This is a genomic window from Paraburkholderia yinzeri, from assembly GCF_046581065.1.
In the GTDB taxonomy this organism is placed as follows: Bacteria; Pseudomonadota; Gammaproteobacteria; order Burkholderiales; family Burkholderiaceae; genus Paraburkholderia.
The window spans coordinates 127,140-153,561 of the sequence record NZ_JBFOCJ010000002.1 but is presented as its reverse complement, the minus strand read 5'-3'; the positions used below and the strand labels follow the sequence as shown (position 1 = coordinate 153,561).

24 protein-coding genes are annotated in these 26,422 nt (G+C 67.8%); 11 read left to right on the top strand and 13 right to left on the bottom strand.

Annotated features, from left to right (window positions below; all coding sequences use genetic code 11):
* Nucleotides 1-68: 68 nt before the first annotated feature.
* Nucleotides 69-338, bottom strand: coding sequence for a tetraspanin family protein (locus WJ542_RS17810; RefSeq protein ID WP_411190732.1), 270 nt, complete (start codon nt 336-338; stop codon nt 69-71).
* Nucleotides 339-514: 176 nt separating this feature from the next.
* On the opposite strand from WJ542_RS17810, the gene WJ542_RS17805 reads away from it, so the two are divergent.
* Nucleotides 515-853: a DUF1330 domain-containing protein gene (locus tag WJ542_RS17805; protein ID WP_411190731.1), complete on the top strand. Its 339-nt coding sequence runs from the start codon at nt 515-517 to the stop codon at nt 851-853.
* Nucleotides 854-863: 10 nt separating this feature from the next.
* Here WJ542_RS17805 and WJ542_RS17800 read toward each other — a convergent pair whose 3' ends face one another.
* Nucleotides 864-1,328, bottom strand: a complete 465-nt coding sequence (locus tag WJ542_RS17800) for an RbsD/FucU family protein (RefSeq protein ID WP_411190730.1) — start codon at nt 1,326-1,328, stop codon at nt 864-866.
* Between the two features lie 712 nt (nt 1,329-2,040).
* On the opposite strand from WJ542_RS17800, the gene WJ542_RS17795 reads away from it, so the two are divergent.
* Together WJ542_RS17795 and WJ542_RS17790 are read left to right on the top strand one after the other, a co-directional pair.
* Entirely contained in the window at nt 2,041-4,188 is a 2,148-nt protein-coding gene (locus tag WJ542_RS17795; RefSeq protein ID WP_411190729.1) for a phosphocholine-specific phospholipase C, read from the top strand.
* Between the two features lie 231 nt (nt 4,189-4,419).
* On the top strand, nt 4,420-5,862 hold the full coding sequence (locus WJ542_RS17790; protein WP_411190728.1) for an NAD-dependent succinate-semialdehyde dehydrogenase: 1,443 nt from the start codon (nt 4,420-4,422) through the stop codon (nt 5,860-5,862).
* 70 nt (nt 5,863-5,932) lie between these two features.
* Here WJ542_RS17790 and WJ542_RS17785 read toward each other — a convergent pair whose 3' ends face one another.
* Nucleotides 5,933-6,331 (bottom strand): GFA family protein, encoded by a 399-nt coding sequence (locus tag WJ542_RS17785; RefSeq protein WP_411190727.1) that lies wholly within the window; start codon nt 6,329-6,331, stop codon nt 5,933-5,935.
* A 266-nt stretch (nt 6,332-6,597) separates the two neighbouring features.
* Here WJ542_RS17785 and WJ542_RS17780 point away from each other — a divergent pair, with 266 nt between their 5' ends.
* Together WJ542_RS17780 and WJ542_RS17775 are read left to right on the top strand one after the other, a co-directional pair.
* A complete protein-coding gene (locus tag WJ542_RS17780; RefSeq protein ID WP_411190726.1) occupies nt 6,598-7,680 on the top strand; it encodes a catalase family peroxidase in 1,083 nt (360 codons plus the stop codon).
* On the top strand, nt 7,677-8,222 hold the full coding sequence (locus tag WJ542_RS17775) for a cytochrome b (RefSeq protein ID WP_411190725.1): 546 nt from the start codon (nt 7,677-7,679) through the stop codon (nt 8,220-8,222). Before WJ542_RS17780 ends, WJ542_RS17775 begins: the two co-directional genes overlap by 4 nt.
* A 58-nt stretch (nt 8,223-8,280) precedes the next feature.
* Here the strand turns inward: WJ542_RS17775 and WJ542_RS17770 are convergent, their stop codons facing one another.
* Genes WJ542_RS17770 through WJ542_RS17760 form a run of 3 tightly spaced genes read right to left on the bottom strand, consistent with a single transcriptional unit; the run spans nt 8,281 to nt 12,490 of the window.
* A complete protein-coding gene (locus tag WJ542_RS17770; protein ID WP_411190724.1) occupies nt 8,281-9,744 on the bottom strand; it encodes an efflux transporter outer membrane subunit in 1,464 nt (487 codons plus the stop codon).
* Nucleotides 9,745-9,762: 18 nt separating this feature from the next.
* Nucleotides 9,763-11,361 carry an MDR family MFS transporter gene (locus WJ542_RS17765; protein ID WP_411190723.1) on the bottom strand — a complete coding sequence of 533 codons (1,599 nt, stop codon included), beginning with the start codon at nt 11,359-11,361 and terminating at the stop codon, nt 9,763-9,765.
* The gene (locus WJ542_RS17760) at nt 11,354-12,490 is read right to left on the bottom strand and encodes an HlyD family secretion protein (protein ID WP_411190722.1); all 1,137 of its coding nucleotides are present in this window, start codon (nt 12,488-12,490) and stop codon (nt 11,354-11,356) included. Before WJ542_RS17760 ends, WJ542_RS17765 begins: the two co-directional genes overlap by 8 nt.
* 94 nt (nt 12,491-12,584) lie before the next feature.
* Between WJ542_RS17760 and WJ542_RS17755 the strand changes: the two genes are divergently transcribed.
* From WJ542_RS17755 to WJ542_RS17735, 5 genes are all read left to right on the top strand, one after another.
* Nucleotides 12,585-13,292 carry a CerR family C-terminal domain-containing protein gene (locus WJ542_RS17755; RefSeq protein WP_411190721.1) on the top strand — a complete coding sequence of 236 codons (708 nt, stop codon included), beginning with the start codon at nt 12,585-12,587 and terminating at the stop codon, nt 13,290-13,292.
* A gap of 64 nt (nt 13,293-13,356) precedes the next feature.
* Nucleotides 13,357-14,010 carry a LysE family translocator gene (locus WJ542_RS17750; protein WP_411190720.1) on the top strand — a complete coding sequence of 218 codons (654 nt, stop codon included), beginning with the start codon at nt 13,357-13,359 and terminating at the stop codon, nt 14,008-14,010.
* 160 nt (nt 14,011-14,170) lie between these two features.
* Nucleotides 14,171-15,721 (top strand): rhomboid family intramembrane serine protease, encoded by a 1,551-nt coding sequence (locus tag WJ542_RS17745; protein WP_411190719.1) that lies wholly within the window; start codon nt 14,171-14,173, stop codon nt 15,719-15,721.
* A gap of 96 nt (nt 15,722-15,817) precedes the next feature.
* Nucleotides 15,818-16,384 (top strand): TetR/AcrR family transcriptional regulator, encoded by a 567-nt coding sequence (locus WJ542_RS17740; protein WP_411190718.1) that lies wholly within the window; start codon nt 15,818-15,820, stop codon nt 16,382-16,384.
* A gap of 240 nt (nt 16,385-16,624) precedes the next feature.
* Nucleotides 16,625-17,050 (top strand): organic hydroperoxide resistance protein, encoded by a 426-nt coding sequence (locus WJ542_RS17735; protein WP_411190717.1) that lies wholly within the window; start codon nt 16,625-16,627, stop codon nt 17,048-17,050.
* A gap of 105 nt (nt 17,051-17,155) precedes the next feature.
* Here the strand turns inward: WJ542_RS17735 and WJ542_RS17730 are convergent, their stop codons facing one another.
* The 6 genes from WJ542_RS17730 to WJ542_RS17705 are packed head-to-tail and all read right to left on the bottom strand — an operon-like array spanning nt 17,156 to nt 24,045.
* Nucleotides 17,156-18,712, bottom strand: a complete 1,557-nt coding sequence (locus WJ542_RS17730; protein WP_411190716.1) for a UxaA family hydrolase — start codon at nt 18,710-18,712, stop codon at nt 17,156-17,158.
* Complete coding sequence (locus tag WJ542_RS17725) at nt 18,709-19,629, bottom strand: SMP-30/gluconolactonase/LRE family protein (protein WP_411190715.1); 921 nt, start codon at nt 19,627-19,629, stop codon at nt 18,709-18,711. Before WJ542_RS17725 ends, WJ542_RS17730 begins: the two co-directional genes overlap by 4 nt.
* A 55-nt stretch (nt 19,630-19,684) precedes the next feature.
* Entirely contained in the window at nt 19,685-20,641 is a 957-nt protein-coding gene (locus WJ542_RS17720; RefSeq protein ID WP_411190714.1) for an ABC transporter permease, read from the bottom strand.
* On the bottom strand, nt 20,638-21,576 hold the full coding sequence (locus WJ542_RS17715; RefSeq protein WP_027794698.1) for an ABC transporter permease: 939 nt from the start codon (nt 21,574-21,576) through the stop codon (nt 20,638-20,640). The genes WJ542_RS17720 and WJ542_RS17715 overlap by 4 nt, the downstream gene beginning before the upstream one ends.
* Nucleotides 21,573-23,102, bottom strand: a complete 1,530-nt coding sequence (locus tag WJ542_RS17710) for an ATP-binding cassette domain-containing protein (protein WP_411190713.1) — start codon at nt 23,100-23,102, stop codon at nt 21,573-21,575. The genes WJ542_RS17715 and WJ542_RS17710 overlap by 4 nt, the downstream gene beginning before the upstream one ends.
* Nucleotides 23,103-23,115: 13 nt before the next feature.
* A complete protein-coding gene (locus WJ542_RS17705; RefSeq protein WP_411192478.1) occupies nt 23,116-24,045 on the bottom strand; it encodes an ABC transporter substrate-binding protein in 930 nt (309 codons plus the stop codon).
* 271 nt (nt 24,046-24,316) lie between these two features.
* Here WJ542_RS17705 and WJ542_RS17700 point away from each other — a divergent pair, with 271 nt between their 5' ends.
* Entirely contained in the window at nt 24,317-25,066 is a 750-nt protein-coding gene (locus WJ542_RS17700) for a GntR family transcriptional regulator (RefSeq protein ID WP_411190711.1), read from the top strand.
* 14 nt (nt 25,067-25,080) lie between these two features.
* On the opposite strand, the gene WJ542_RS17695 is transcribed toward WJ542_RS17700, so the two are convergent.
* Nucleotides 25,081-26,415, bottom strand: coding sequence for an NRAMP family divalent metal transporter (locus WJ542_RS17695; protein ID WP_411190709.1), 1,335 nt, complete (start codon nt 26,413-26,415; stop codon nt 25,081-25,083).
* Nucleotides 26,416-26,422: the final 7 nt, after the last annotated feature.

Genomic DNA, 26,422 nt, shown 5'->3' with positions numbered 1-26,422 from the left:
CACGCGGCGGCTGCTCAAATACCCGCTCCGACGCGGCAAGCACCGGAGAGGACGCGTGGCTTGACGCGCTAGTCCCACATATTGCGGAACGCCACGGCCGCGATCACGGGCACGCAGAGAATCAGCGGAATGGCGAAGTAAGGCATCTCCCGGTCGACAACCCAGCTATAGATCAGCCAGCCAATGCCGGCGCCGAGCGTGGCGATGCCCACCAGCGCCGTGAGGGTATTGAGGACCCAGGTTGGCGGCCGCTTGCGTTGGGTTTCGTTTTTCGGTGCGGGTTTCATCTGACGAGCGGTGACAGGGTGGACTGGATCCGGACGGCCGGTGACGCGCATTTTACTCCGCACGCCTTGTGCCCCGCACGTCCGCTGCGGGATGGCCGGCTTTCCTCATCCCTTACCTCCGAGGTAATCGATCCGGTGCGCGTCGCGCCCTATTCTCGTTCCTGCCTGCACGCCGTTGCGTGCGCTTCAAGGCACTGAACCAGGACCCACGCACGAGGACCGCAACCATGACTGCCTATGCCATCGCCCATCTGCACGAAGTCGAAATGTGCCCCGACATCGTCGAATACCTGGAGAAGATCGACGCAACGCTCGCCCCTTATGGCGGGCGCTTCGTGATTCACGGCGGCCACGTCGAGCGGCTCGAAGGAGCCTTCAAGGGCGACCTGATCGTGATCGAGTTCGAGGACCGCGAGCAGGCGCGCGCCTGGTATCGCTCGGCGGCTTATCAGACGATCTTGCCGCTGCGCACCGGGCACGCCAAGGGCGAAGCGTTCCTCATCGACCAGGTGCCGCAACCGCATCGCGCAACGGACGTCCTCGCGAACGTACCCGGCCCGCGCTAGATCGCGAGGCTCACGCCCGCGGCTCGTCCGCCGCCAGCAGCACGCCTTTCTTGAAGACGAAGCAGCCGTAGCCGCGCGGCTCGCCCGTGGCGATCACGCAGTACGCACGGCGGGCGCGCTCGTAGAACGCAAAGCGTTCGAGCGATGCGAGCGGCACTTCGCGCCCCTCGCCCGCGTTGACTTCGTGCTGCGCCTCGCGCTGCACGGCGGGCAGCGCCTCCGGGTCGCCCACCACCTCCATGCGCAGCGCAGGGTCGTCGACGAAACTGTCGAGCGGCATGACCGAAAGCACCGCGCGCACTGCCCGCGGCGCGTCCACGCCGTCGAGGCGCAGCACGCGGCCCAGCACCGTCTCGCGCGCTACGGAGTCGGCAGGAAAATTGGCGTCGCAGATCACGACTTCATCGCCGTGGCCCATCGAAGCCAGTGCATGCAGCACGTCGGCATTGAGCAGCGGATCGAGATTCTTCAGCACAGTGTCTCCTGAACAAGGTTCGCAAAGCGCCGCCATCGTAACGCGTGTCGTGCTCGTGTCACAAGAGCACGCGGGCATGATGCACCGACCATTCCGCTATCGGCAGAAACGTTTGCAAAGGCATATTCATCGCACGCAAACGTTTGCCTGAGTTTCATAATTCTTTCTTCTTAGGTAAGGAAACTGTGCGCACTCCATCAATCAGAATGGACACGCACATGAGAATACGCCGTTGCGGCGCCGTTCCGGCGACCGCGCTTGCTGTCCCGCTTGCTGTCCCATTGGTTACCGCATTGTCCGTTGTTCTCGCAACCATCTCGCTGAGTGCGTGCGGTCCCGATGCGGGACCGTCCGCGGCCAGCGCCGGGACCCCCGTTCCCGCCGCAGCCGCGCCCGCGCAGACAACCCAGGCAGCCCCGACAGCGCCCCCAGGCGGCAACACCCCCGCGAGCGGCGCCTATGCGGCCGACTCCGCGCGAGACGCCATGCCCGGCCAGGCCTCCGCTCCGGTGCAAAGCGTCGAGGCCAGCCTCGCCGCGGACAGCCAGCAGATCGCTCCGGTCCTGAGCTACGCGCCCGGCGACACGGATGCCCCCGCCGACGATTCCCGCCGTACCCCAACGACCAGCCAGTAGATCCACAAAAAGCACGCAAGCCGTTTCGTGGTGTGCGCACGCACACTTCCCGTTCACAAGCAGAAAGGTGATCAACAATGACGTCAACCAGCCGTCGCCGTTTCTTGCAGACTGTCGCGCAGTCGGGCGCCGCCGCCGCGATGACCGTGTTTCCCGAATCGATCCGCAACGCGCTCGCGATACCGGCCTTCTCGCGCACCGGCACGATCCGCGACGTGGAGCACATCGTCGTGTTCATGCAGGAGAACCGCTCGTTCGACCATTATTTCGGCCATCTGCGCGGCGTGCGCGGCTACAACGACCGCCTGCCGATTCCGCTGCCCGGCGGCCTGCCGGTCTGGTACCAGCCTTCGCAGGAGAACGTGGCGCAGCCCGTGCTGCCGTTCCACCTGAATACGCTGACGACGAGCGCGCAGTGCGTGGGCGACCTCGACCACTCGTGGTATCCCACCCACTACGCGATCAACAACGGCATCTACAACCAGTGGCCGCAGTACAAGACCGACATGACGATGGGCTACTACCTGCGCTCGGACCTTCCGTTCCACTACGCGCTGGCCGATGCCTTCACCGTCTGCGACAACTACTTCTGCTCGCTGGCCGGACCGACGCACCCGAACCGCGCCTACCTGATGACGGGCATGGTCGACCCGACCGGCACGATGGGCGGCCCGCTCCTCGACAACAACGATTACGTGGACGGCGACGGCCCGCCCACTTACCAGTTGCTCTCGTGGCAAACCTACCCCGAGCGCCTGCAGGCCGCCGGCATCTCGTGGCAGATCTACCAGCAAGGCACGAACGGCAACGACCCGCTGAACGGGAACTACGGCACGAACATCCTGCAGAACTTCGTGAACTTCATCAACGCGCAGCCGGGTTCGGCGCTGTACGAGCGCGCGCAGACCGTGCGCACGATTGCGGACCTGAAGAACGACGTGCTCGCGAACAACCTGCCGCAGGTGTCGTGGCTGCTGCCGCCCGCCGCATACTCGGAGCACCCGAAGTACACGCCCGCCTACGGCGCCGAATACACCTCGCAGATCCTCGACGCGCTGACGTCGAACCCCGAGGTCTGGAGCAAGACCGTCCTCTTCATCATGTACGACGAGAACGACGGCTTCTTCGACCATATCGTGCCGCCGCAGCCGGCCACGACCGCGGCGCAGGGCAAGTCGACGGTGAGCGTGGAAGGCGAGATCCACAACGTCGTGAACCCCTACCGCGGCGGCAGCTACACGGCCGACGGCCTGCCCTACGGCCTCGGGCCCCGCGTGCCGATGACCGTGGTCTCGCCGTGGACCAAGGGCGGCTTCGTCTGCTCGCAGGTGTTCGATCACACTTCGGTCATCCGCTTCATCGAGGCGCGCTTCGGCGTGAACGAGCCGAACATCACGGCCTGGCGCCGTGCCGTGTGCGGCGACCTGCTTTCGGCGTTCGACTTCCGCACGCCCGACGCCACGATGCCGGCGCTGCCCGACACGAGCAACTACATCTCGATGGCCAACAACCAGTGCACGGCGAACCCGGCGCCGACCGTGCCGGCCATGCCGGGCCCGATCGACCCGCAGGAGGCGGGCGTGCGCTTTGCCCGCCCGCTGCCCTATGAACTGCACGTGAACGGCGAGGCGAACGCGGCGAAGAACACGCTGGAAATCACCTTCGCCAGCACCGGGCGCGAGGGCGCCCATTTCTACACGTACGGCACGAACCGCAGCGACGGCCCATGGCGCTATACGGTGGAAGCCGGCAAGTCGCTGTCCGACACCTGGGACCTCACCGTGACGAACGGCGTCTATGCGTTCGAAGTCCACGGCCCGAACGGGTTCGTACGCCGCTTCGCGGGCACGGTGGCCGCACCGGCCTCGCAGCAGGGCAACCCGGGGAACCACCAAAAGGGCGGCACGCCGGCGCCCGAGGTCACGGCGCACTACGACGTCGCCAACGGCAACCTGTTCCTGCGCTTTGCGAACACGGGGGGCGGCGTGGCGCGCCTGAACGTGACCGACAACGCCTACGGCGCGCGCGAGCGCAACGTGCGGGTCCCGGCGGGCGAGCGAGTCGAAGAGGCGTGGATTCTCGCCTCGAGCCATCACTGGTACGACCTGACGGTGACGAGCAACGACGACGCGACCTTCCAGCGCCGCTTCGCCGGCCACATCGAGACCGGCCGGCCGAGCATCAGCGATCCGGCCGCCGTGGCGCCGGTGACGCGGCTGAGCTAAGGCTAAGGCGGGCGGGAGTGCGCCCCCCTCTCGCCGGGCGCACTCCCCGCGAGCCCTCGTGGGCAGCGGCCAACGGGCCTTCGACCGCGTCGAGGGCCCGTTCCGCTTGCCGGCCGCCAGCAGCACGCAAAGAGCGGTGGCACAATGGACGGTCCGCATTGCGCGGCGCCGCGCGCGAGTCCCCTCCGCCTGCGGCCGCCTCCCCCCACCGTTGAACAGGATTGCCCCATCATGACGTCCAGCGTGAAGCCCTATCCGGATACCCAGATCTATGTCGACGGCGCCTGGCGCGCCGGCGCCCGAACGATTCCCGTGATCGACCCCGCCACCGAAGCGGAAATCGGCCGCCTGAGCCTCGCAAGCGAGCAGGACCTCTCCGACGCGGCCGAGGCCTCGGCGCGCGCGTTCCGCGAATGGCGCAAGGTCTCGGCCTACGAGCGCAGCAAGCTCATGCGCCGTGCGGCGCAACTGCTGCGCGAGCGCGCCGACGAAGTCGCCGCGATCATGACGCGCGAACAGGGCAAGCCGCTCGCCGAGGCGAAGGTGGAAACGCTCGCGGGCGCCGACATCATCGACTGGTTCGCCGAAGAAGGCCGCCGCACCTATGGCCGCGTGATCCCGTCGCGCGCGGAAGCGGTCCGCCAGATCGTCACGCGCGAGCCGGTGGGCCCGGTCGCAGCCTTCACGCCGTGGAATTTCCCGGTCAATCAGGCCGTGCGCAAGGTGTCGGCCGCGCTCGCCTCGGGCTGTACCGTCGTGCTCAAGGGGCCGGAAGAAACGCCCGCGAGCTGCGCCGCGCTGGTGCAGGTATTCATCGATGCAGGCCTGCCCGCGGGCGCGCTGAATCTGGTATTCGGCGTGCCGGCCGACGTCTCGTCGTACCTGATCGCGCATCCCGCCATCCGCAAGATCTCGTTCACGGGCTCGACGCCGGTGGGCAAGCTGCTGGCCGCGAAAGCCGGCGAGCACATGAAGCGCGTCACGATGGAACTGGGCGGCCACGCGCCCGCCATCGTGTTCGCCGACGCCGACGTCCCGCGCGCCGCGAAGCTGCTCGCCCTCGCGAAAATCCGCAACGCGGGCCAGGTCTGCATTTCGCCCACGCGCTTCATGGTGGAGGACGCGGCCTACGACGAGTTCGTCGAGCACTTCGTCGCGACGCTGCGCGGCGTGCAGGTGGGCAACGGCCTCACGGAAGGCGTGCAGATGGGGCCGCTCGCGAACGACCGGCGCCTCGCGGCCATGGAGCGGCTCGTGGCCGACGCGCGCGAACAGGGCGCGAAAGTGCTAACGGGCGGCGAGCGCATTGGCCGCGAAGGCTATTTCTTCGCGCCCACCGCGCTGACCGACGTGCCGCTTTCCGCGCGCATCCTGAACGAAGAGCCGTTCGGCCCGCTCGCGCCGATCTCGCGCTTCTCGCGCTACGAAGACGCCATCGCGGAAGCCAATCGTCTGCCGTGGGGCCTCGCCTCGTACGCGTATACGCGCTCGAGCGCCACGTCCGCGGCCCTTTCCGAAGACATCGAAGCGGGCATGCTGTCGATCAACCACCACGGCCTCGCGGTGCCCGAAGCGCCGTTCGGCGGGGTGAAGGACTCGGGCTACGGCTCCGAAGGCGGCACCGAGGCAATGGAAGCGTATCTCGTCACGAAGTTCGTCACCGAGCATCGTTGATGCGCGAGCGCGTGCCACGTGTCCAGAGGGGCGCGCGGCACGCGCCGTACCCCGCCGCACCCATCGGGCGTCAGGGCTCGGGCAGCGCGCGCGGATGCTCCGGCAGCCCGTCCGCCAGCCGCACCCACGCGAGCTTCTGCAACGTCCAGGTGTGATGGGCGGGCGCCACCTCGTCGGGATGATCGAGGCTTCCGGTCGTCACGTCCACCTCGTCGGTGAACGTGGCGTGCCGGTAGGTCAGCGGCGTTCCGCACTGCCCGCAGAACGAGCGCTCCACACCGGGACTCGATGCGATCACGCGCGGAATGCCCACGACAAAACGAAAATCGCCGAGGCGCACGCTCATCCAGGCGGTAAACGGCGCCCCCGACGTACGCCGGCAATCGGCGCAATGGCATACCGTGCAGTCAACAGGCTCACCCTCGATCTCATAGCGGATCTGTCCGCAAAAACAGCCACCGGTCAGCATGGTTTCCTCCCTGGCCAGACGAGGCGCACGCCTCACGTGTACAGTTCATCGAAAGCGTTCGATGAACTTTTAAACGACCGTCCGGCACACGCAAACGCCATGCCGACCCTGCGGATGGAATAGACCCGCGGGTTCCCTGTTCACCCGGTATCGGCCACACGGCCTTCCACGGGACCGACCATGTCATTCCTTTCCCTTCACTGCCCGGTGAGTGCCGCGCGCTTTCCGCGCACGCGCCCTCCCGCGCTGTTGCGTGGAGCACGGCCATGAACCGCGCACCGATCTGCGTTCCGTGCCGTCTCGCGGCCATCGCCGCCGTGGTCGCGGGCGCGGCCGGCGCCTTCGCGTGGACCGCGGGATGGCTCGCGCCCCATCGCGTGAGCGCCCCCCGGTTCGTCAACACCTTCGAAACGAACTATGGCATCCACCCGGGTTTCAGGCGCAATCATGCCAAGGGCCTGTGCGTGGCCGGCTGGTTCGAGAGCAACGGCAACGGCGCGAGCGTCTCGCGCGCCGAGGTCTTCGCGCCGGGCCGCACGGCCGTCATCGGGCGCTTCGCGATTCCGGGCAGCAATCCATCCGCGCCCGACGCCAGCACGCCGGTGCGCAGCATGGCGCTGCTGTTCCAGCAGCAGGACGGCGAGCAGTGGCGTACGGGCATGAACTCGACCCCCGTGTTCGCCGTGCATACGCCGCGGCAATTCCTGCAGCAACTCGTGGCCGCGCGGCCCGACCCGGCCACCGGCAAGCCGGACCCGGCGAAGCTGGATGCGTTCTTCCGCGCGAACCCGGATACACTACCGTTCCGCCAGTGGGTGAAGGCCCACCCACCCGCGTCGAGCTTCGCGAACACCGCGTTTTACAGCATCAACGCGTTCGTCGCGACCGACGCGAACGGCCAGCAGCACGCGATCCGCTGGGAAACGGTCCCCGAGGCGCCGTACGCGCCGCAAACGGCCGGGCAAAAAGCCCAGCCCGATTTTCTCGCCGACGACCTCGCCGCACGCCTCGCCCAGGGACCGCTGCGCTGGCACCTCGTGATCACGGTGGCTCAACCCGGCGACCCCACCGACAATGCGACCGAGGCATGGCCGGCCGACCGCCCGCGCATCGACGCGGGCACGCTGGTGCTGCAAAGCGCGTCGCCACAGAGCGATGGCGCGTGCCGCGACGTCAACTACGATCCGACGATCCTCCCCGCCGGCCTCGCGCCCTCCCGCGATCCGCTGCTCGCGGCACGCTCCGCCGCCTATGCCGTTTCGTACAACCGCCGCACGCGCGAGATCGCGCAAGGCGCCCAATCGAAAGAAAATTCGCAGGGACAATCCCAGGGAGACCCGCAGCCATGAAGCCGCCCCGCCGCCATTTCAGCGCGCCTTCGCGCCTCCTGCACTGGACCATGGCAGTCCTGATCATGACGATGCTGTTCGTGGGTGTGGGCATGGTTTCGACGGTCTCGCGGCTGCACCTCACGCTCGTCGCGCTGCATCGCCCTCTTGGCATGGCGCTGCTCGCGCTCGTGATCGTGCGCGCGGGGGTACGGCTTGCTTGCGGCGCTCCCCCGCTACCCGCCGACCTGCCGGGCTGGCAACGCCTGGGCGCCTACGCCTCGCATCTCGCGCTTTACGGGTTGATGGTGGCCATGCCGCTCGTGGGCTGGTCCATGTTGTCCGCCGGGGGCTTTCCTGTCGTGATGGCGGGCAGCTTCCATCTGCCGCCCATCATGCCGCGCAACGTCACGCTCTATGCGGTTCTGCGCACGGCGCACACGTGGCTCGCCTTCGCACTCTTTGCGACTGTGCTGCTGCATCTGGGCGCCGCGCTCTTTCATGCGTGGATCCGGCGCGACGGCGTGATGGCGAGCATGGCGCGCGGCGAGCCGCACGCATGAGGGCGAAGCTCGCGTTCGCGCCGCGAGCCCTGCAACCCGGTTTGCGGCCTGCTCCGCCTCAGCCCGGCGAGGCGGGCTTCCAGCCCAACCCAAGGCTCTTCTGCAGCGAAACGAAGTCCTTGAGCAGTTCTGCCTGCCCCGCCACCACGTCCTGCTGCGAGAGGAATTCGGCGCGTTGCGTATCGAGCAGATCGACGAGGCTGGAGGTGCCCGCCCGGTAGCGTTCGCGCATGAGCGTCGCGGAACGCTGCGCCGACGCCTGGACCTGCTGCAGCGTCGCGAGGTGCTCGCGCTGGTAGCCGTAGCGCGAGAGCGACGCGTTGGCATCCTGCAGCGCCGCGAGCACGGCCTTTTCGTAGCGCGCCTCGGCTTCGTCGCGCGAGGCCTCGGCGCCATGCACGGCGCCCAGCGTGCGGCCGAAGTCGAACACGTTCCACTGCAGATAAGGCGCGCCCACCCAACTGAAATTGCTCTTGCGCATCAGATGGCCCGGATCGGCGGCCGTGAAGCCGAGATCGCCGAAGAGCGTGAGCTTGGGCAAAAAGTCGGCGATATGTTCGCCGATCTGCGCATTGCTCGACGCAAGCCGGCGTTCCGCGGCGCGAATGTCCGGGCGTTGCGCCAGCATGGCCGAAGGATCGCTTACCGGCACCGAGGCGGGCATGGTAGGCAGCGGCTGCGGCGCTGCGAGCTCCGCGTCGAGCGCGCCCGGCGCCTTCCCTGTGAGTACCGCCAACTGGTCGAGCGAAATTTCGATCTGGGCCGCCAGCGGCGTGATGGTCGAACGCGTGTTCTCCACCTGCGTCGTCAATCGCTCGACGTCGACTTCGGCCGCCGTGCCGCCCGCGCGGCGCTGCTCGGTGAGCGTGAGCATCTGCTGCTGCAGCCCGGCCGTGCGCTGCGCGATGGCAAGACGCTGCTGCTGGTCGCGCAGGTCGATATAAGCCTGCGCGACTTCCGCCGCGAGCGAGACCTGGGCGTCGGCGAGATCGGCGTCGACCGCGTCGGCCTCGTCGCTCGCGGCCTCGATCGCGCGGCGCGTGCCGCCGAACAGGTCGATTTCCCATGTGGCGTCGAAGCCCGCTGTATAGAACTGCAGCGGACCGCCTCCGCTCGAGCCGCCCTGCGAGGAGAACGCGCCGAGATTCGGCTCGCGCATGCGCACCGCCGCGGCGTCGGCCGACACCTTCGGCAATTCGTTCGCGCGCTGCTGCTGAAGCTGCGCCCGCGATTCGCGCAGCCGCGCCTGCGCCGCACGCAGGTCCGGGTTATGCGCGAAGGCCGCGTCGATCAGCGCATTCAGTTGCGGATCGTTCAGCGCGAGCCACCACGCATCGGGCGCGGGCGACGGCACGAAGCCCTTCGCGGGCGTGCGCACGAAGGTGGCCGCGCTGGCGGCCTCCGGCGCGACCGCGGGCGCGCCGCGGTAGTCGGGGCCGACGGTGCAGGCCGCAAGCGCGCACGCGGCGGCGATGACCGTGAGCGGCGCAAGAGAGAAGCGAGAAAAGCGAAATGCCGTCATGAGAGCGGAAAGGAAACGTCAGTGGCCGGCGGACGGCGCCTTCGCGCCGGGCTGGGGCTTCTTGAGCAGGAGCGCGAGCGGAATGCAGGCCGCCAGCGCGATGCCGAGCACGTAGAATGTTTCGGAGTACGTGATGACCATCGCTTGCTGCTGGATCTGCGCCGCGATCTGGCCGAGCGAGCGCATCTGCGAATACGCCATGTCGCCGGTCTGCGCGAACCAGTTGGCGGCATTCGCGGCCACGCGGTCCTGCGCGATCAGCGAGTTCGCGCTGACGGAATCGCGCAGCATGGCCGTATGGAAAGTCTCGCGCCGGTCGATCAGGGTGCCGATGATCGCGAGCCCGACCGACCCGCCCAGATTGCGCGCCATGTTGTAAAGACCGGCCGCGTCGCCCGAGTCTTCGCGCGCGACGGCTGCCATCGAAGCCTGATTGAGCGGCATCATCGCGAGCACCTGGGCGCCGCCGCGTATCAGTTGCGACCAGACGAAATCGTGGCCCACGCTCTGCGCCGTGAGCGAGATGTCGAGCATGCAGGAGAACGAGAACATCAGGAGCCCGCCCACCACGAGCACGCGAAAATCCATCTTGCCCAGCAGGCGCGGCAAGATGGGCATCATGAGGAAGGCCGGCAGGCCCGAGAGCAGCATGATGCCGCCCGACTGCTCCGCGTTGTAGCCCGCAACGAGGCTCAGGAACTGCGGCAGCAGATACGAAATGCCGTAGAGACCCGCGCCCACCGCGAAGACGATGATGATCACGCTCGCATAGCGTGGATTGCGCATGAGCGAGAGCCGCAGGATGGGCTTTTTCGCCGTGAACTGCGACAGCGCGATCAGCGCCATGCCGGCGAGCGAGATCCAGGTCAGCGTGACGATCGTGCTGGACTCGAACCACTGCTCGCGCTGCCCCTCCTCGAGCACGACGGTAAGCGAGCTCAAACCGATCGCGAGACCCACGATGCCGAGCCAGTCGGCCTTGAAGAAGGCCTCCCAGTGCGGGCGGTCGGGTTCGAGCCCCACCACCAGCAGCGTGATCAGCGCGAGGCACACCGGCAGGTTGATGAAGAAGCACCAGCTCCAACTGATGTTCTCGGCGAGCCAGCCCCCTACCACCGGCCCGAGCAAGGGCCCCAGCAGTACGATCAGCCCGAACACCGTCATGCCCACGGGCAGTTGCGAAAGCGGCAGCCGCGTGCGGATGATGGTCTGCCCGGTGGGAATCATCGCGCCGCCCGTGAAGCCCTGGCCAATGCGGCCGGCGATCATCGCAGGCAGCGTGTGCGACCAGCCGCACATCATCGAGAACGCAATGAAGAGCGCCGAGTTCGCGAGCAGGAAATTTCGCAGTCCGAATACGCGCGTGAGCCACGCGGCCAGCGGAATCATCACGATCTCGGACATCAGATAGCCCGTGGAGATCCACGTGCCCTCGGTGCCGGTCGCGCCGATCTCGCCCTGAATCTGCGGCAGCGCCGAATTCGTGATCGAGATGTCGAGCGTGGCCATCAGCGCGCCGAGCGCGCCCGCGGCGACGGCGATCCAGTCGGCCGCGCTCGCGCGCTCGCCGTGCGGATGCGGCGCGGACGGCGCGGAATGGGCGGAAGCCTCAGCCACGATGATTCTCGTTGTCGAGGCGGCGGTCGTCGTCGCGAGCCGAACGCGTGTCCACGTCCACGGTCACCGACATGCCCGGCAGCAGCAGCTTGCGTGTCTGCGGCCCGGTATCGATGCGGATGCGCACCGGCACGCGCTGCACGATCTTCGTGAAGTTGCCGGTGGCGTTCTCGGGCGGCAGCAACGCGAACTGCGAACCGGTGCCCGGCGAGAAGCTGTCCACCACGCCGTGCAGCGTGTGGCCCGGCAGCGCATCCACGTGCAGTTCGACGGGCTGGCCCACGCGCATGCGGCCGATCTGCGTTTCCTTGAAGTTGGCTTCGAGATAGGTGCTCTGCACGGGCACGACGCTGAGCATGCGCGTGCCGGGCTGGACGTACTGGCCCACGCGCACCGTGCGGTCGCCCACGCGCCCGTCGAGCGCGCTCTTCACGACCGTATTGTCGAGATCGAGCTTCGACTGCGCCGCATTCGCACGCGCCGCCTCGAGTTGCGCGCGCGCCTGCGCGAGCTCCGCCGTGAGCGCGCCGATCTGCGAACGCGCGGCGTCCACGGCGGCGCCGTCGGCCGCCAGCGTGGCCTGCGCCTGATCGCGCGTGCTGGTGAGTTCGGCCAGCCGCTCCGTGGTTTCCGCGCCGGTCGCGGCGAGCGGCGTGTAGCGCGCCACCTCGTCGCGTGCGTGGCGCAGGCTCACGCGCGCCACCTGTTCCTGCGCCTCGGCCTGCGCGATGTTCGCGTGCTGCTGGTCGATCTGCGCCTGCGCGTGCTGGATGTCGGCCTCGCGCGCGTCCACGGTGGCCGCGGCCTGATCGAGCGAGACCTGGTACTGCCGCGCGTCGAGCTTCACGAGCGGATCGCCGGCCTTCACCGCCTGGTTGTCGGCCACGTACACGTCGGTCACGTAGCCGCTCACCTTCGGCGCGATCGTCACGCTGTCGGCCTGCAGATAGGCGTCGTCGGTCGTTTCGATAAAGCGGCCGACCAGCCACCAGTGCCCGAGCCAGACCGCGCCGGCCACGAGGGCGACCAGCGCCATGCCGATCAGAAACATTCGCTTCGCACCGCCTCGCGCGGGCGTGATCACTTCGTCCGCCACCTCGCGCCCCGGTGCGCCTGCCGTCGTTGACATGTTTTCGGTCCAAATTATTCCAATCGGAATAATTATTCCATTCGGAAAAATTGTGTCAAGTGATATATTTCGAAATGAGCTTGCAAGGGGAGTTATGAACGAGAGCAAGAGACTGCGCCGGCCGCCGGCGGGCGGCTATGCACGCGGCGACGAAACGCGCCGCAAGATCATCGAGGCCGCGATCGGCCTGTTTGGCCAGCAGGGTTTCGACGGCGCCTCCACGCGCGAGATCGCCGCGCGGGCGGGCGTCAACGCGCCGGCGCTGCAGTACTACTTCGAGAACAAGGAAGGGCTTTACCGCGCCTGCGCGGAATGGATCGCCGACGAGTCGTGGCAGGCCTTCGAGCCCGCCGTGCTGCGCGCGCGCGAAGTCCTCTCGGCCGAGGCCGGCGACGAAGCGCTCGTCGAAGCCTTCATCGGCATCCAGATGGCCGTGGCCGACCGCACCTTCATCAAGCACCACGAGCCGGACGCACGGCTCTTCTTCGCGCGCGAGCAAGGCGGCGGCGAGCCCGAGATCGGCTCCCAGGTCCTGCGCGAACGCGTGCGCGAGCCGCTCAATGCCGTGAACATGGCGCTGCTCGCGCGCATGACGGGCACCCCCGCCGACGACCCGCGCACCGCCGTGCGCATGCTGAGCCTGTACGGGCAGTTCCTGCTCTTTCACATTGCCCGGCGCTCGACGCTCTCGATGCTGCAGTGGGACGACATCGACGCGGAAAAGGCCGAGTTCGTGAAGGCCACGGTCCGCGAGCAGACGCGCCTGCTGCTCACGCACTGGATCCGCGAGCGCAAAGCCTGATCGGGCGCGGCCGGCCGCGGCCCCCTGTGCTAACGTAGGCGCTCCCCTCGCCGGAAGTCACGCCATGTCCCCTTATGCCGCCGTCGCCAGCATTCTCGCCGCCGTCCTGCTCGGCGCCATGAGCCCCGGACCCAGCTTCGTGCTGGTCGCCCGCAACGCCATCGGCCTCTCGCGCCGCGACGGCGTCGCCACCGCATTCGGCATGGGCGCGGGCGCGATCTGCTTCGCCGGCATTGCGCTAGCCGGACTGTATACCGTGCTCACGGCCGTTACCTGGCTCTATGCTGGCCTCAAGATCGCGGGCGGCCTCTACCTGCTTTACATCGCCCGGCGCATCTGGCGCGGCGCCGGCCAGCCCGTCACGATGGACCGTACGTCAGGCACGCCCGGCGCCCCCGGTGCGTCCTGCCGCCCGGGCAGGTCGTTCTGGATGGGCCTCAGCACCCAGCTCAGCAATCCGAAGACCGCCATCGCCTACGGCAGCATCTTCGTGGCGCTGCTGCCCCAGCATCCGCCGCTCTGGTGCTACTTCGCGCTGCCGCCCTTCGTCTTCGCGATCGAGACCGGCTGGTACACCGTCGTCGCCCTGTCTTTCTCGAGCCAGCGGCCGCGCGAACTCTACCTGCGGGCCAAGCGCTGGATCGACCGGCTCGCCGCGAGCGCGATCGCCGCGCTCGGCCTGCGTCTCATCCTGACCGCGGGACACCGCGGCCTCTGACCCCCTAAAGCCTCACGCGCCAACTGCCGTTATTGGAGCGGAACGGCGCAGCACGATCGTGCTGCGCCGCGCCATGACGTCCATCCAGACCGCATCGATCCCGCGGTGCGATGGGCCGAGCCGTCCGTCCAACAAGCGGAAATAACGGAAGTACGCGCGCATGAGTCTTCAGGAATCCCGGTCATTCCCGTCAGCTCCCCCGTCGGCGCAGCGGCTCGGCACGTCTGCCGAGCGCTTCGAAATCGCGCTCGGCACCTCTCCCTCGCGGCGCGCCGGCGAGACACGCTCGCGGACGGCGCGTTCGTTCAAGGCGCACGGCGCGATCCTGTTCGACGGCGCCGGCGTTCACCTCGTCGCACTCGAGACGGGGCTGCTGGGCGGCGTCAGCGAGACCGACTTGCGCTTTTCGCGGGCGGACGTGCGCGACGTTGTCGTCGACGGCCGTGTGGTGAGCTTCGACGTGGCGCCGCCCGCGCGCGAACCCCGCACGCTCGTCCTGCGCGCGCGATCACGCACCGAAGCGCGCGCGCTGGCCGCGCGGCTGCCCGCCATCACGACGCCCGCGTTCGCCGCCGAAGCCGCCGCGCTCGACCGCTATCTCGACGGCATCGAAGCGCGCGCCGGACACGCCCGCGTGACGTGGGCACTCGTCGCGCTGAACCTGCTCGTCTATCTGGCCATGCTCGCGACGGGCGGCGGCTTCCCCAACACCGGCGCGGCGACGGCCCTCGCATTCGGCTCGAATTTCGGCCCCGATACGCTCGGCGGCCAGTGGTGGCGCCTCGTCACCGCGCTCTTCGTCCACTGGAGCGTCCTCCACCTCGTCTTCAACATGGCGGCGCTCGCGCTGGCCGGCCGCGTGGTCGAACGGCTCTACGGACATGCGCGCTTCGCGGCGCTGTATCTGTGCGCGGGCGTCGTCGCGAGCCTCGCCAGCCTCTGCTGGCACGCCACACTCGACAGCGCCGGCGCTTCCGGCGCGATCTTCGGCGTGCTCGGCGCCCTCGTCGCCCACGCGCTGCGCTACCCGTCCAGCCTGCCGCGCGCGCACCTGCGCCAGCGCCTCGCGATGGCGCTGACCGTCGTCGGCTATGGCCTCTTCAACGGCCTGCGCGCGCAGCGCATCGACCATGCCGCGCACATCGGCGGGCTCCTCGCGGGCTTCGCGCTTGGCTGGGTGCTCGCGCGGCCCTTCGACGAGCGCGAGCAGCACGGCCGCGATCCGCACGACGCGCTGTACCTCGCAACCGGGCTCGCGGCGTTTGCGTGCGCGGCCCTCTGGCTGCAGGCCGTACGCGCCAACGCGAGCTTTGAAGCGCGTGCCGAGCTAACGTTTGCGGCCGTGATGCAGCAGGACGCGTTCGACGAACAACGCGCCGTGGACGACCTGCGCGGAATCGTTCAACCGGCGGGTTCAGTTGGGCGGCCGGGTCAACTGGCGACACGCATTCGCAACGACGTCTGGCCCGAATGGCACGCGCTGCGCACGCGGCTCGCCGCCGCCGCGCTGCCGCCCGGCTCGCCGCGCACCGCCTGGCGCGACGCCAGGCTGCGCTATTACGACGACATGGAGCGCAGCATGCTCGGCTTCGCCGATCTCGCGTCGCTGCGCGACAAGCCCGCTGCGGCTGTGGCCGACCGGATCAGGGTGCTGATCGCCGACGCCGAACGCGAACGCGCCGCAGCGGACCGCGCTCTCGCGGCGCCCTGACACCTGACGCGGACTGAGACCGACCCGCGGCATCCAGATGCAAATCGTTTCACGACGCTCTTGACAATCTACCTTCCAGTAGATAAAGTTTTGTCCATGGAAACGAAATTGACCGTCCGCGAACAGATTCTGGACCACGCCATCACGCTGATGATGCTGCGCGGCTACAACGGGTTTAGCTATCGCGACCTCTCCAGCCTGGTGGGCGTGAAGACGTCGAGCATCCACTACTATTTCCCGTCGAAGGACGATCTGGTGCTCGAAGCAGTTCACCAGTACAGCGGCGAAGTGATGGCGGGTCTGCAGGCGATCAATCCGGACCTCTCTGCGGAGGCGAAGCTCGGGGCCTACACGAAGCTGTTCGGCAAGACGCTGGGGGACGGCAACCAGATCTGCCTGTGCGGCATGCTGGCGGCCGATATCGAGTCGCTGCCCGAGAACATCCGCGAGGCAATTCAGGCGTTTTTCCGCGCCAACGAAAGCTGGCTCGCCAAGGTGCTCGCGGCGGGCGCGGCGGAAGGCACGCTCGTGACCCACGGCAGTCCGGAAAGTGCGGCGCGCACGCTGTTCGCGGCGCTGCAGGGCAGCGTGATCGCGAGCCGGCTGTTTCATACGAAGTCGCGCCTCGAAGACGTGAGCGCGATGTGGAGAAAGGCTGCCTGAAGGCAGCCGGAAGATGGGAAGCGAGGCGGCCAGCCGCTTCTTTTCATGCAGCAATATCTATCTTCTGATAGATAGTTTCAGGAAGAGCCTCATGAAGAAGTCGATCGGCGTACCCCGGCCCACAGGCACACCGCCTGCGCCGGCCGCGCAACGACTCGCGGGATTCACGTCCGGCGACTACCCTTCCTGAGGATCAGCCCAGCAGTCCACTTCAACCGCAGTACCCAACCGGAGTCTGTCATGTCGATCGAAAAGGTTCTCTACACCGCCCACGCCCATGTCACCGGAGGCCGTGACGGCCGTGCCGTGGTGCCCGCCAGCAACCTCGACCTCAAGCTGACCACGCCGCGCGAGCTGGGTGGCGCCGGTGGTGACGGGACGAACCCCGAGCAGTTGTTCGCCGCCGGCTACAGCGCGTGCTTCATCGGCGCGATGAAATTCGTCGCGGCACGCGACAAGATCGCGATTCCAGCCGACGCCGCCGTGGACGGCAGCGTGGGCATCGGCCAGATTCCGAATGGCTTCGGCATCGAGGTCGAGCTGAAGATCTCGCTGCCGGGCCTGGACCGCGCCGAGGCTCAAGCGCTCGTGGACAAGGCCCACATCGTGTGCCCGTACTCGAACGCCACGCGCGGCAACATCGACGTCACGCTCACGATCGTCTGAAGCGTCGGCGCAACGGGGCGCGGACCGGGTTCGGGCCTCGCGGCCCGATGCGCCCATGCAGCCGGCTCGCGTGACAGTCAAGGTGCGGCGCGCGAGCCGGCTCACTCACATAACCGCCCCCAACTGCCACGGCACGAATTCATTCTGGCCGTAGCCGTGTTGCTCGCTTTTCGAGCGCTGGCCGGAGGCCGTCGCTAGCATCAACTCGAAGATTGCCGCACCGACTTCGTCCACGCTTTGTTCGCCGTCCAGAATGGTTCCGCAGTTCAGGTCGATGTCCTCTTCCTGGCGGCGCCACAGCGTGCTGTTGGTGCCGAACTTCAGCGACGGTGAGGGCGCGCAGCCATACGCCGAGCCGCGCCCGGTCGTGAAGCAGATCAGGTTAGCGCCGCCGGCCACCTGGCCCGTAGCGGAGACGGGATCGTAGCCCGGCGTATCCATGAACACGAGCCCGTGCTCGCGCACCGGCTGCGCATACTCGTAAGTTTGAACGAGCTGCGTCGTGCCGCCCTTCGCCACCGCGCCGAGAGATTTTTCGAGGATCGTCGTCAACCCGCCCGCCTTGTTGCCGGCGGATGGATTGTTGTTCATGTTCGCCTCCATGCGCGCGCAATACGCCTCCCACCAGCGGATGCGCGCGACCAGCTTCTCGCCGACCTCGCGCGAAGCGGCGCGACGCGTCAACAAATGCTCCGCGCCGTAGATCTCGGGCGTTTCGGAAAGGATCGCCGTGCCGCCGTGGGCGACCAGCCGGTCCACGGCCGAGCCCAACGCCGGGTTCGCGGTGATGCCCGAATAGCCGTCCGAACCGCCGCACTGCAGCCCCACCATCAGATGACGCGCCTCCACCGGCTCGCGCGTCACGCGGTTCGCCTCGGCGAGCAGCGCGCGCACGCGTTCGATCCCCGCCGCGACCGTGCGCGCCGTGCCGCCGGTCTGCTGGATCGTCATCGTCGCGAGCTGTGCGCCGCGTTCCAGATGCTCCGCTTCGACGAGTCCGTCGATCTGGTTGGTTTCGCAGCCAAGCCCAACGATCAGGACTGCAAAGAAATTGGGATGCCGCGCATAACCCGCCAGCGTGCGGCGCAACACGTCAATCGGCTCGCCTTCCGAGGCGAGCGCGCAGCCCTGGCCGTGCGTGAGTGCCACCACGCCATCCACGTTCGGAAACGCTTCGAGCGCCTCGGGATGAATGTCACGGCGAAAGTGATCGGCAATCGCGCGCGCAACCGTGGCCGAGCAGTTGACGGACGTCAGGATGCCGATGTAATTGCGCGTCGCGACGCGGCCGTCCGCGCGACGGATGCCTAAAAACGTCGCGGGCTGTGCGGCGCGCGGCGTGTCGTGGGCGTCGACGCCGAACGCATAGTCGCGCTCGAACTCGCCCATCGAGAGATTATGCGTATGGACGTGCTCGCCGCATCGTATCGGCCGGCTCGCGAAGCCGATGATCTGCCCATACCGACGCACCGGCGCGCCCTGCGCTACGTCGCGAACCGCCACCTTGTGGCCGGGTGGAATGAGGCCAGCCACGACGCGCTCGCCGTCGATGGAGGCCCCAGGCAGCAGTTGTTCGCGCGCGATCGCGACGTCGTCGCGCGGATCGAGCAAGATCAGCGAAGCCGACAGTTTCGGCACCGGCGGAAGATGAGGCAGGTTCATTGCTGTCCTCCCGCATGCGCGCCGCGCACGCCCACATACAGCGAGTACACCGACGTGCTGGCCGCGATGAAGAGGCGATTGCGCTTCGGTCCGCCGAACACGAGATTCGCCACGGTCTCGGGCACGAGTATTTTGCCGAGCAGCGTGCCGTCGGGTGCGTAGCAATGGATGCCGTCGCCCGCGCTGGTCCAGACATTGCCGTGTTCGTCCACGCGCATGCCGTCCGGCACGCCCGGCGAGACGTCGGCAAAGACGCGGCCGTTGCGCAAGCGGCCCTGCGCGTCCACGTCGAACACGCGGATATGGTGCGGGCCGTGCTCGATGTGCGAGGCGCCGGAATCGGCTACGTAGAGGCGCGACTCGTCGGGCGAGAACGCGAGGCCATTGGGCTTCGCGAAGTCGTCGGCCACGCGCGCCACCGCGCCGGTGTCGGGCGCCACGCGGTACACATGGCACGCGCCAATCTCGCTCGGTGCGCGATAGCCTTCGTAGTCGCTGAGAATGCCGTAGTCCGGATCGGTGAACCAGACCGAACCGTCCGAATGCACGACAGCGTCGTTCGGCGAATTCAGCCGGCGGCCGTCGTAGCGGTCGGCAATTACAGTGATGCGGCCGTCGTGCTCCGTGCGCGTCACTCGTCGTGCACCGTGCTCGCAGGTGACGAGCCGGCTTTCCCGGTCCAGCGTGTTGCCGTTGCTGAAGTTCGAGTTGGCGCGAAACACCCCCGTGCCGATGCCGGGCACCCAGCGCATCATGCGGTTATTGGGAATGTCGCTCCAGACCAGAAACTCGCCGGCCGGAAACCACACCGGACCTTCGGCCCACATGCATCCGCCCGCGAGCTTTTCGAACTGCGCGTTCGGCTGAAGCAGCGCGCGAAAGCGCGCATCGTGGACTTCATACTCGTTGGGATTCATGGTTTATTCCTGGTTCCTGAGGTAATCGTTACGCTCCAAAGCGCTCATGTGCCGTTCACTGGCGCACCCTGCGCCCGCTCGCCACGACAACGGCAATGATAAGGACTCCGTAGACGATCGAACGTATGCCTGCCCCGGCGCCCAGCGCATTGAGCATCGCATTGGTGAGGTACAGGAATAGCGATGCCCCCCACACGCCCGCCACGGTGCCCTTGCCGCCCGCCACCTGCGTGCCGCCGATCACGACCACCGCTACGGAGATCAGCATGTATTCCACGCCCATGTCGAGCGCGGCGCCGCCCGACACGGCCGCGAGCAGCAGCCCGGTCAACGCGGCAATGATCGCGGAAAGCACGTAGGTCACGCACCGTACGCGCTCGACCTTCACGCCCGCGAGCCACGCCGCGCGCGCATTCTGGCCGAGCGCCGAAAGGCCGCGCCCGAACACCGTGCGGTGCAGCACGAACGCCAGCGCCACCGACAACACGAGCGCAAGCCACGCCACATCGGGCAGTCCGATCATGCGCGCATTCGCGAACGCCTGCAGCGCGGGCGGCGGAGGCGGCATGCCGCGGCTCTGCGTGATCGCGACCGATTGCACGATGAAGCTCGACGAGAGCGTGGCAATGATGGGAGGAATGCGCAGCACCCGGATCAGCAGGTAGTTCGCGACGCCCACCAGCATGCCCACCGCGAGCGCGACCGCAATGCCGGCCACGATCAGGCCGTCCTGGCCTTTCATCAACTGCACGCCCAGCACGCCGCTCAGCGCGATCGCGGAGGGCATCGAGAGGTCGATATTGCCGGGGCCGGCCGTGATCACGATCATCTGGCCGAGGCCGACCAGCACCATGAAGACAGCGAACACGAGCGCGGTGGCGACGACATTGCCGGCAATCGAGAAGCCGAACACACCGGCAATCACGAGCCAGACCAGCACCGCGCCCGCGAACGACCATGCCCACGGTGCCTCCAGCGAACGAAGGCGCGCGCCGCTATCGTTGCCGCTCATCGCTGGCCTCCGCGTCGTTGCAACAGCACGCGCAGCGAAAGCACGACGATCAGGATCGCACCCTGCATGCCGACCTGCCAGTCGGGCGAAACATTGAGGAAGGCGAGAAACGAGGCCGCGAGCGTCAGCGTCGTCGCACCCAGCACGGCGCCCACCACCGAAACGCGGCCGCCGATAAACTCGCCGCCGCCCAGTATCACGGCAGCAATCGAGAGCAGCGTGTAGCGCAGCGCGAGATTCGCGTCCGCGGAGGTGGTGAGTCCCAGCAGGCAGAGCCCTGAGAGCACGCCGAAAATTCCCGCAATCCCGTACAGCAGGGCCTTGCTGCGCACCAGCGACCAGCCGAAGCGCCGCATCGCGCGCGGGTTGCCGCCCGTGCCGCGCAGCCGCACGCCAAAGGAAGAGCGCATCAGCAGCAGGTGAACCAGCACGGCGATCACCGTGGACCACAAGATCGGCGCGGCGATGAACGGCGTCTGGTAGCCCATGACCGAAGTGAGCCACACAGGGCTCGTGCCGCCCGGCGAAGGCAGCAGCAGAACGGCAAGACCGTTCCAGACGAACGAGAGTCCGAGCGTCACGACAATCGACGGGATCTGCCGGAACTCCACGAGCGCACCCACGGCCGCATACAACAGCACGCAGCCCGCGAGCGCCGCGATACCCACAAGCGGCCGGTCCACCAGCAAAGTCGCGCCGATGCAGGCGACGAGACTCACGAACGGTCCGATCGACAGATCGAGATCGTTGGCGGTGATGATCGCGAGCTGCGCCAAGGTGGCGAGCACGAGCGGCACGGCAAGGTTCAGCAGCAGGCCGATGCCGAAATAGCTGAAGGTGGTCGGCTGCAGAAAGAAGATCGGCACCAGCACGGCGACGAGCGAAAACGCGGGCAGGAGCGCACGCAGGCGGGCGCGGTCGAGCGTCCAGTTCATGCGGGCATCTCCTCGAAGCTCGCCGCAAGCAGCGATTGCTCATTGCACTCGTGGGCGTGCAGGAGCCTCGTTACACGGCCCGCGCGGAACACATAGGTCCGGTCGCAATGGGCGAACTCGTCGTTTTCGGTGGTGTACCAGATGAACGTGCGGCCGCGCGCCGCCTCCTCGCGCACGAGCCGGTAGAGCTCGTGCTTCGTGCCGATATCGACGCCGCGCGTGGGGTCGTCCATCAGGATCAGTTGCGCGTCGGAGGCCAGCGCGCGGGCGAACAGCACCTTCTGCTGATTGCCGCCGGACAGCGAAAGGATGCCGGCGCTCAGTGGCGCGCCGCGTATGCCGATGCGTTCTGTCCAGGTGTTGGCGAGCGAGCGCGCCGCACGCCGGTCGATCACGCGCGGAAACAACGAAAGCGGCGCCCTGCCCCCGCCGTCCGCGTCGCGGCGCCGGTCGAGCAGCGAGCGGATGTCGAGATTCTGGGCGATCGACCACAACGGAAACACGCCGTCGCGCGGACGGTCGCCGGCCACGAAGGCCACCCGCTCGCGGCCCTTCGTGGCCGCTTCGTAAATCGTCAGCAGGGCCTCGCTCTGCCCCTGCCCCGCGAGTCCCGCGAAGCCGATCACTTCACCGCGCGGCGCGTCGATCTGCGCCTGCGCACCGGACCCGAGCGCCCAGCGGTAGCCCGATTGCCCGCGCGCGCCGTCGCGATCCGCTTCGCGGCGCTGCGCCCCTGCCGCCTCGACGTGCAGGTCCTGGCCCATCGCGCGGATGATCGCGTCCTGCGTAATCGCCTCGCGCGGCAAGACGGCGGCCACGCGACCATCGCGCATCACCAGCACGCGCTGCGCCGCCTGCACGATTTCGCCCAGCATATGGCTGATCAGGATCGTCGCGATGCCGCGCTCGCTGGCGCGTCCGATGAAGGCCAGCAGTTGCGCGGCGGTATGCGCATCGAGACTCGAGGTCGGCTCGTCGAGAATCACGAGCTTCACGGGATCGCGCACGACCGTAAACGCACGCACAATCTCCACCATCTGCCGCTGCGTGAGCGTGAGGTCCGCGATCAGCTCGTGCCCCTTCAGGCCGTGGCCCGGAAAGATCGCGTCGAGCTGTTCGAGCATCAGGCGCGTCGCGCGGCGCCGCCAGTCGTGCCCGCTCAGTTCGGGATGCACGATCGGCATGTTCTCGGCGACGCTCAGGTTCGCGCACAGCGAGAGCTCCTGGAACACGCAGCGCACCCCGGCCGCCCGCGCCACGTTCGGATCGTAGCCCGACACCTCGCGGCCCTCGATCGTCATCGCGCCTTCGTCGGGCTGGAACACGCCGGTCAGCACGGCCATCAACGTGGACTTGCCCGCGCCGTTATGGCCGGCAATGCCCACGCATTCTCCTGCGCGAAATTCGAAGCGGATATCGGCCAGCGCCTTCACCCGGCCAAAGGTCTTGCCGATGCCGCGCAGCCCGATCAGCGCCGGTGCCGCGCCCGGCGCCAGATCCCGCTCGGCATCATGAGAGTCGGTCAATCCGTTCTCCTGACTACTTCGCGTCGACGATCTTCACGACCTCGTCCAGGCTGTACAGCTTGTTGGCGATGCCGCCCGGCGGCGTTTTCGCGAGCACGGCGTCGAGCTGGTCGGAGGTGACGGACATAAGCGGCATCTGGATATCGTGCGGCAGCTTCTTGCCCGCGAGCAGTTGCTGCGTGACCCAGAACGCGAACGTCGCGGCACCCGGCGGGATCGTCACGGAGAGCGTCTCGTAGCCGCCGTTCTTGCGCTGCTGCGCCCACCACGCGAGCTCCTCCTGGCGATTGCCGAGGATGATGATCGGCGTCGGGCGGCCCGCCGCCTTGATCGCATTCGCGGTGCCCAGGCCGTCGCCGCCCTGGGTGACCACGCCGTCGATCTTCGGCAGCGTGGGCAGGATGCCGGCCACCTGCTTCTGCGCGACCGTCTGCGTCCAGTCGCCGTGCACCGAGCCGACGATCTTCAGGCCCGGATATTTCTTGATTTCGTCGGTAATGCCGCGATGAATCTCGTCGTCCACGGACACGCCGGCGAGGCCGCGGATTTCGAGCAAATTGCCCTGGCCGTTCAGGCGCTTCGCCATGTAGTCGATCTGCATCGCGCCGAGCTGGTGAAAGTCGACCGCGATGCGGTACGCGCACGGCTCCGTTGCAATGCCGTCGAACGTGACGACGGTGACGCCCGCCGCGCACGCCTGCTTGATCACGCCGTTGAGCGCGGTGGGCGAGGCGGCGTCGATCGCGATCGCCTTGTAGCCCTGCAGGATGAGGTTCTGGATCTGCTGCGCCTGCTCGGTGGCCTGGTTCTCGGCCGTCGTGAACGTGGGCGCCGCCGCAACGATGCCGGCCTTGACGGCCGGGTCGGCCACCTCGGACCAGCTCTTGAGCATGGTCTGCCGCCAACTGTTGCCGGCGTAGTTGTTGGAAAGCGCGATCTTCATCGCCGCGGTGCTGCCGCCGGCCGCCGCCTGCGCATGGGCAGCGCCGGCAGTCACGAGGCAAAATCCGAGAACTGCAGAAGCCAGGTACGAACGCACTTGCTGTCTCCTTGTGGTCTGTTTCGGCTAACTAATATACTAGTTGAACGATCGCATGTGAGGACTTTTTTGTGCCGCCGCAGCTACGGTATTACCCCAGGGCGCGTTCATGCCCGCCTGTCACCCGACTTCTGGCCAGACTTCCGGCGGCCAGCCCGTAGAATGAAATCCCGATTTGGCTACCCTTTCCTGGCTCATGAAAACCGACCGCAACGATCCCGGGCAATTCATCGCCCGCGTGCTGCCCGACCCCACCTCGCTCGATCGCGCGCAGCCGCTCTCCGCACAGATCTACCGTTTGCTGCGCGAAGCGATCGTGACGATGGCCGTCCTGCCCGCCGACGTGATCTTCGAACGCGCGTTGAGCGAAACGCTGGGGATCTCGCGCACGCCCGTGCGCGAGGCGTTGCAGCAGCTCGCCCGGGAGGAACTCGTGACGATCGCGGCGCAATCGGGCACGTTCGTCGCGCCGGTACGGCGCGAGCAGTTCGCGGAAGGGGCGCTGATCCGGCGCGTGCTCGAAAGCGCGAGCATCCGTCGCGCGGCGGAACTGATCACGGCGCGCGAACTCGACACCCTGCACGACATTCATGAGGTGCACCGGCGCGCCATCGATCGCTGCGATCCGGTGGAGGCCATTCGTCAGGACAACCGATTTCACGCGACGGTGGGCGCGGCTGCGCGGCTGCCCAAGGTGCTGCAGTTGATCGAACTCGTGCGGGCGCCTATCGACCGCGTGCGCTACGTAACGGCGCGCGAACCCGAAGAGGGCGCGATGACGCTGGCGCAGCACCAGCGCGTGCTCGAAGCGCTGCTCCGGCACGATCCCGATGCGGCGGAACGTGCGCTGCTCGCGCATCTCGACGACGCGCTGCTGCGCCAGCAGCGCGTGTTCGACGAACACGTCGAACTATTCGAAGGTTAGCTGCGGGCGCGCACTCAGAACGCGCCGGCGACGGCGCAAACCACGCCCAACACGGTGACGAGTAGCAGGATCGCGACGAGGGCGAACAGATACGCGCCGCGCGGGCGCAACCGTCGCGGCAGCACCGTAACCGCCAGCGCGATCAAGAGGCCCATCACGAGCGGCAGCATCAGCGTGTTGACGACCTGAAGGGCGACGGTCAGCGAAACGAGGTCGGGCACGAGCCAGACCAGCACGGCGCTGCCAGCCACGCAGGTTGCGTAGGTGCAGACGAACCAGCGATCGAGCCTGCCGCCGCGCGCGTTGCCGTTGCCGTCGCCGCTACCCACGGCCCATTCGTCGACGCCCCCGGCCAGCGCGAGCGATGCCACGATGGCCGCTACCATCGAAGCGCCCAGCACGCCGACGCCGAACAGCAGGCCGCCCACCTCGGTGCCGAGCGTCGAGCTCAGCATCGCACTGATGTCGCCGATCGTTTCCAGCCGCGGAGCGGCATGGAGTTCGAGGACGATGGCCGCGCTCGCCACGAGCACGGCCGTCGTCAACAATTGGGTCAGCACGGCACCGACCGCCGTATCGCGGCGCTCGGCGCGGTAGTCGTCCCACTGCCGATGCCGGGGCGCAACAGCCGCCTGCTGATAGAAGATCATCCACGGATTGAAGACGGCGCCGATCAGGCCCGCGGCCGACCACAGAAAGGCGCGATTGCCGAGCGGCCAGTCGGTCGCATGGCGCACGACGGTGGCGGGATGCGGATGCGCGGCCCACGCGATATAGAAGAACACGAGCTCGCACAAACCGATCAGGAGTGCGACGCGTTCGATGCGCCGCCACGTGCCGCTCAGAACCACGCAGAACAACAGCGCAGCGGCAATCGGCAGGGTCTGCTCGCGCGCGAGCCCGACCATCTCGCCCACGCCGGCCACGGCGGTGAACTCCGTGATCAGCGAGCCGATCGTCGAGACGGCGAGGCCGGTCATCGACAGCACGGCCCAGCGGGTACCGAAGCGCTCGCGAATCAGCTCGCCGTGGCCGCGCCCCGTGTAGATGCCGAGGCGCACGGTCAGCTCCTGCACCATGTAGAGCGCCGGGGTCAGCAGTAACAGCAACGGCATCAGACGGTAGCCCCACTGCTCGCCGCTCTGCGCCGCCGTGACGACATTGCCGGCATCGGTATCCGCCAGCGCGGCGAGAACGCCTGGGCCCCAGACGGCCAGCGCGCGCCATCCGCCACGGCGTCGCGGCGGGAGCCGCCGCGCCCCGCCCGGCCCGTTCGGGGCCGTCTCGCCGTTTTCTTCGCTGCGTGCCGCCTCCACGCTCTCCTCCCTCGCCAGACGCGTGCGCCGCACGATAAAC

Coding starts and splice junctions, on each gene's coding strand:
- WJ542_RS17770 (WP_411190724.1), bottom strand. CDS start 9,744: ATGACGGCATTTCGCTTTTCTCGCTTCTCTCTTGCGCCGCTCACGGTC.
- WJ542_RS17715 (WP_027794698.1), bottom strand. CDS start 21,576: ATGAACTGGACGCTCGACCGCGCCCGCCTGCGTGCGCTCCTGCCCGCG.
- WJ542_RS17755 (WP_411190721.1), top strand. CDS start 12,585: ATGAACGAGAGCAAGAGACTGCGCCGGCCGCCGGCGGGCGGCTATGCA.
- WJ542_RS17785 (WP_411190727.1), bottom strand. CDS start 6,331: ATGCTGACCGGTGGCTGTTTTTGCGGACAGATCCGCTATGAGATCGAG.
- WJ542_RS17720 (WP_411190714.1), bottom strand. CDS start 20,641: ATGAGCGGCAACGATAGCGGCGCGCGCCTTCGTTCGCTGGAGGCACCG.
- WJ542_RS17780 (WP_411190726.1), top strand. CDS start 6,598: ATGAACCGCGCACCGATCTGCGTTCCGTGCCGTCTCGCGGCCATCGCC.
- WJ542_RS17775 (WP_411190725.1), top strand. CDS start 7,677: ATGAAGCCGCCCCGCCGCCATTTCAGCGCGCCTTCGCGCCTCCTGCAC.
- WJ542_RS17790 (WP_411190728.1), top strand. CDS start 4,420: ATGACGTCCAGCGTGAAGCCCTATCCGGATACCCAGATCTATGTCGAC.
- WJ542_RS17735 (WP_411190717.1), top strand. CDS start 16,625: ATGTCGATCGAAAAGGTTCTCTACACCGCCCACGCCCATGTCACCGGA.
- WJ542_RS17760 (WP_411190722.1), bottom strand. CDS start 12,490: ATGTCAACGACGGCAGGCGCACCGGGGCGCGAGGTGGCGGACGAAGTG.
- WJ542_RS17730 (WP_411190716.1), bottom strand. CDS start 18,712: ATGAACCTGCCTCATCTTCCGCCGGTGCCGAAACTGTCGGCTTCGCTG.
- WJ542_RS17805 (WP_411190731.1), top strand. CDS start 515: ATGACTGCCTATGCCATCGCCCATCTGCACGAAGTCGAAATGTGCCCC.
- WJ542_RS17725 (WP_411190715.1), bottom strand. CDS start 19,629: ATGAATCCCAACGAGTATGAAGTCCACGATGCGCGCTTTCGCGCGCTG.
- WJ542_RS17810 (WP_411190732.1), bottom strand. CDS start 338: ATGCGCGTCACCGGCCGTCCGGATCCAGTCCACCCTGTCACCGCTCGT.
- WJ542_RS17745 (WP_411190719.1), top strand. CDS start 14,171: ATGAGTCTTCAGGAATCCCGGTCATTCCCGTCAGCTCCCCCGTCGGCG.
- WJ542_RS17740 (WP_411190718.1), top strand. CDS start 15,818: ATGGAAACGAAATTGACCGTCCGCGAACAGATTCTGGACCACGCCATC.
- WJ542_RS17705 (WP_411192478.1), bottom strand. CDS start 24,045: ATGAAGATCGCGCTTTCCAACAACTACGCCGGCAACAGTTGGCGGCAG.
- WJ542_RS17750 (WP_411190720.1), top strand. CDS start 13,357: ATGTCCCCTTATGCCGCCGTCGCCAGCATTCTCGCCGCCGTCCTGCTC.
- WJ542_RS17795 (WP_411190729.1), top strand. CDS start 2,041: ATGACGTCAACCAGCCGTCGCCGTTTCTTGCAGACTGTCGCGCAGTCG.